The organism is Arthrobacter sp. TB 26 (assembly GCF_000427315.1).
Lineage (GTDB): Bacteria > Actinomycetota > Actinomycetes > Actinomycetales > Micrococcaceae > Arthrobacter.
Genome location: NZ_AUPJ01000409.1, coordinates 1 through 4,191 on the forward strand (window position 1 = coordinate 1; position 4,191 = coordinate 4,191).

Annotated in this window: 4 protein-coding genes; 3 read left to right on the top strand and 1 reads right to left on the bottom strand. The window is 67.1% G+C overall.

The window, feature by feature from the left end; all coding sequences use genetic code 11:
• The first annotated feature begins 51 nt into the window (after nt 1–51).
• The gene (locus K789_RS0115765) at nt 52–702 is read left to right on the top strand and encodes an amino acid ABC transporter permease (protein ID WP_024367596.1); all 651 of its coding nucleotides are present in this window, start codon (nt 52–54) and stop codon (nt 700–702) included.
• Nucleotides 699–1,532, top strand: a complete 834-nt coding sequence (locus K789_RS0115770) for an amino acid ABC transporter permease (protein ID WP_024367597.1) — start codon at nt 699–701, stop codon at nt 1,530–1,532. The genes K789_RS0115765 and K789_RS0115770 overlap by 4 nt, the downstream gene beginning before the upstream one ends.
• Nucleotides 1,533–1,682: 150 nt before the next feature.
• On the opposite strand, the gene dapE is transcribed toward K789_RS0115770, so the two are convergent.
• A complete protein-coding gene (gene dapE / locus K789_RS0115775; RefSeq protein ID WP_024367598.1) occupies nt 1,683–2,834 on the bottom strand; it encodes a succinyl-diaminopimelate desuccinylase in 1,152 nt (383 codons plus the stop codon).
• A gap of 150 nt (nt 2,835–2,984) precedes the next feature.
• Here dapE and dapD point away from each other — a divergent pair, with 150 nt between their 5' ends.
• A complete protein-coding gene (gene dapD, locus K789_RS0115780) occupies nt 2,985–3,995 on the top strand; it encodes a 2,3,4,5-tetrahydropyridine-2,6-dicarboxylate N-succinyltransferase (protein WP_024367599.1) in 1,011 nt (336 codons plus the stop codon).
• Nucleotides 3,996–4,191 lie beyond the last annotated feature (196 nt).

Consider the following 4,191-nt stretch of genomic DNA (forward strand, 5'->3'; position numbering starts at 1 on the left):
CCGCCGCTCCCGTCTCCAGCCCCACTCCCCTCAAGGCAGCCTAAGGAACCTATGGACGTCATCATTGAAAACCTTCCAGCATATTGGGACGGTTTTCTCAGAACCCTCTTCCTGTCCGTGGTCTCGGGGATCATCGCACTGATTTTCGGCACCGTACTCGCGGCAGCCCGCGTCTCGCCCATCGCCGCCCTGCGCGGCTTCAGCATGACCTACGTGGAGATTGTCCGGAACACCCCGCTGACCATCGCGTTCTTCTTCGCTGCCGTGGTCCTGCCGCGGCTGGGAGTGACGTTCCAGCAGTTTGAAGTCGCCGCCATCATCGCCCTGAGCGCCTACACCTCGGCCTTCATCGCCGAAGCGGTCCGCTCCGGCGTCAACAGCGTCCCCGTCGGCCAGGCCGAGGCCGCGCGCAGCATCGGCATGAAGTTCAGCCAGGTCCTCAGCCTGATCATCCTGCCGCAGGCCCTGCGCACGGTGATCCCGCCCATGATCAACATCCTTATCGCCCTGGTCAAGAACTCCTCGGTCGCAGGCGCGTTCTACGTGCTGGAACTCTTCGGCTACGGCCGCCAGCTCGCGAACGCCAACGGCGACGCCGTGCTGTGGGTCCTCGTAGGCGTCGCCTTCTTCTACCTGCTGATAACCGTCCCGCTTGGCTATGTGGCCAATCTGGTTGAACGAAAGGTGGCGATCTCCCGATGAGCTCGGTCCTCTACGACGTCCCCGGCCCCAAGGCCCGCCGTGTGTCCCTGATCGGCTCCATCGTCGGTGGTGTCGCAATTGCCGGCCCGCTTTGGTGGGCCATCACCGTCCTGGCACAGCAGGGTATTTTCGAGGCCAGCCGCTGGGCCGTGTTCCAGATCCCCGACGTCTGGGCGCTGATCGGCAACGGTATCCTGGCCACCCTCTCCGCGGCGGCAGTCGCTGCCGTCATCGCCTTCCCGCTGGGCCTGGTGCTCTGCCTGATGCGGATCTCCGATGTTGCCTGGATCCGGATCCCCACCCGGATCGTGCTGGAATTCCTGCGCGGCATGCCGGTGGTCCTGATGATGTTCTTTGTGCTGCTGGTGTTCGCGACGGGCTCGTTCACCGCCGTCGTGGCGGGTCTGGTCCTGTACAACTCGGCGATCTTCGCCGAGATCATCCGCGCCGGTATCCAGTCCCTGCCGAAGGGACAGCGCGAGGCCGGCCTTGCGATCGGCCTCACCAGCTTCGCCTCGCGGCGCAGCATCGAGCTGCCCCAGGCCATCCGTCGCATGCTGCCGTCCCTCGTGGCGCAGCTCGTGGTGTTGCTGAAGGACACCTCGCTGGGCTACATCGTGTCCTACGAGGAACTGCTGCGCAAAGTGCAGATCATGGCCGACTTCCTGGGCCCTGCCTACCTGTTCCCGGTGTTCTTCGTGGCGGCGGCCATCTACATCGCCATCAACTTCTCCGTCTCCCGCCTCGCGATCTGGATCGAGAAGCGCGGCTCCAAGAAGGCCGCCGGCGGCGTGGCTCACGTGCCCGTCGCTGGGATCCCGGCCAAGTAGGCCCGGACAGGCGGATCGTTCCAGGGGCGCGCCGCCCCGCACACAAAGGTCCGGAACCCCGCGGGGGTTCCGGACCTTTTGGGTTGCCGCTTCTTGTGCCGCCTGTTCGGGTGTCCGTTCGTGCGCGTCTTCCCGTGCAGGTCCCTGGCCTTATGCCGTGAGCCAGCTCCGCAGTGCCCGCAGGCATTCGCGGACCGCGTCCGCCTCGACGTGTTCGTTGTCCTTGTGCGCCAGCAGCGCGTCGCCGGGCCCGAAGTTCACCGCCGGGATGCCGAGCTCGCTGAAGCGCGCGACGTCGGTCCAGCCGTATTTCGGCTTCGGCGCACCACCGACAGCAGCGACGAAGGACGCGGCGGCGGGGTGGTTAAGTCCGGGCCGGGCGCCGGCGGCGGCGTCCGTGCGGACGACGTCGAAGCCGTCCAGCAGCTCCCGGACATGCTGCTCTGCCTCGTCCGGGGACTTGTCCGGGGCGAACCGGTAGTTGATTTCCACGACGCAACGGTCCGGAATGACATTGCCGGCCGTCCCGCCGTTGACTTTCACGGCGTTGAGGCTCTCCCGGTAGTCCAGTCCATCCACGTTGACGGTCCGGGGCTCGTAGGCAGCAAGCCGCGCCAGGATCGGGGCGGCCGCATGGATCGCGTTGCTGCCCATCCAGGCCCGGGCGGAATGCGCCGCTTCGCCACGGGTTGTCGCTTCGAAGCGGATCGTGCCGTTGCAGCCGCCCTCCACGGTCCCGTCCGTGGGCTCCAGCAGGATTGCGAAGTCCCCGCCGAGCAGGTGGCCGTGGTTCCGGACCAGCCGGCCGAGCCCGCTCTTGACGGCCTCGACTTCCTCATGGTCGTAAAAGACGAACGTGACGTCCTTCTCCGGCTCCATGCCGCCGTCGAAGAGTCCTGCGGCCAGCGCCAGCTGAACCGCGACGCCGCCCTTCATGTCGGTGGCGCCGCGGCCGTAGAGGATGCCCTCCCCGGGTGCACCCGACGGCCAGTACGACGGGACGGTCCCGAGGGAGCCCTCCGTGGTCGGCAGGGGCACCGTGTCCAGGTGCCCGGCCAGGATGACCCTTTCGGCGCGGCCCAGGTTGGTGCGGGCGATGATGGAATCGCCGTCGCGGACCAGTTCCAGCTGCGGGATGGAGCGGAGGGCATGCTCCACGGCGTCGGCCAGCTCCCCCTCCTCTCCGGAGACACTGTGGATGTCGATAAGCCTGGCGGTCAGCAGTGCCACGTCCTGGTGCAGGTCCAGGCGGGCGGCATGGGGGCGGGCGTTCGGGTGCGCGTTCAAGTCCGGGGCAGTCACCGTCCCACTTTATCCGCTGGCCTCCCCCGCGGCCCCTCCCATCTGACTCGCACCTGTGGCCGTTTTGAGGCGTCATAACGGCCCCAGCTGCGAGTTACTTGGGCTGTCACGGGTTTCCGGGCGGGCGGGCGCCGTCTATAGACTTGGGGCATGACTGAAACCGCTTCTTCCGCTGTGCCCTCAGACGCCCGCTCCGCCTATGGTTATGGCGTCGCCACGATCGCAACCAGCAACGGTGATGCCACCGTGCTGGACGTCTGGTTCCCGGCACCGGCCCTCGGAACTGCGACGGAGAGCCTCCGCGATGTGGCCAACGCGGACCAGTCGCTGCTCGAGATCGCCGCGACCGGGGCCGACGCCGACCGCGGCACCGAGCAGAAAGTCGTGTTCGCCCAGATCCACCTCGACGAGGCGCCCGCCGACACCGCCGACGCCTACCTGCGCCTGCACCTTCTGTCCCACCGCCTGGTCCAGCCGAACACCATCAACCTGGACGGTATCTTCGGGAAGCTCCCCAACGTCGTGTGGACCAACTTCGGACCCGCCGCCGTCGAAGGCTTCGAACTGACCCGCGCCCGGCTGCGCAAACGCGGCGCCGTCACCGTCTACGGCGTGGACAAGTTCCCCCGCATGGTCGACTACGTCATCCCCTCCGGCGTACGCATTGCCGACGCCGACCGCGTCCGTCTCGGCGCACACCTGGCCGAGGGCACCACGGTCATGCACGAGGGCTTCGTCAACTTCAACGCAGGCACCCTTGGCACCTCCATGGTCGAAGGCCGCATCTCCGCCGGGGTGGTCACCGGTGACGGGTCCGACGTCGGCGGCGGCGCCTCAATCATGGGCACGCTGTCCGGCGGCGGCAAGGAAAAGATCTCCCTGGGCGAACGTGTGCTGCTCGGCGCCAACTCCGGAGTGGGCATCAGCATCGGCGACGATTCCGTCGTCGAGGCCGGTCTGTACGTCACGGCCGGAACACGTGTCCGCATGGTCGGGGCCAAGGACGCCGACGGCGAGGACACCAGCCAGATCGTCAAGGCCGTTGAGCTCTCCGGCGTCCCCAACCTGCTCTTCCGCCGCAACTCCTCCACCGGTGAAGTTGAGGTCCTCCCCCGCAAGGGGCAGACCGTGGAACTCAACGAGGCCCTGCACGCCAACTAAGGTGGAGTGCGGAAAGCCAACCGTCAGCAGAATGTACCGGCCCCGCAAGGGCCTGAGGGAGTAGTTTCGTGGCACGCAGAGGCAGCTTGCGCCGTCGTCTTGTGCTGCTGCTGACCCTGGCCATGGTCGCGGGCGGGGTCTACACAGCGGTGGCGTTCGTGCAGCGGTCGGAAGTCCTCATCACCGAACGCTGCAC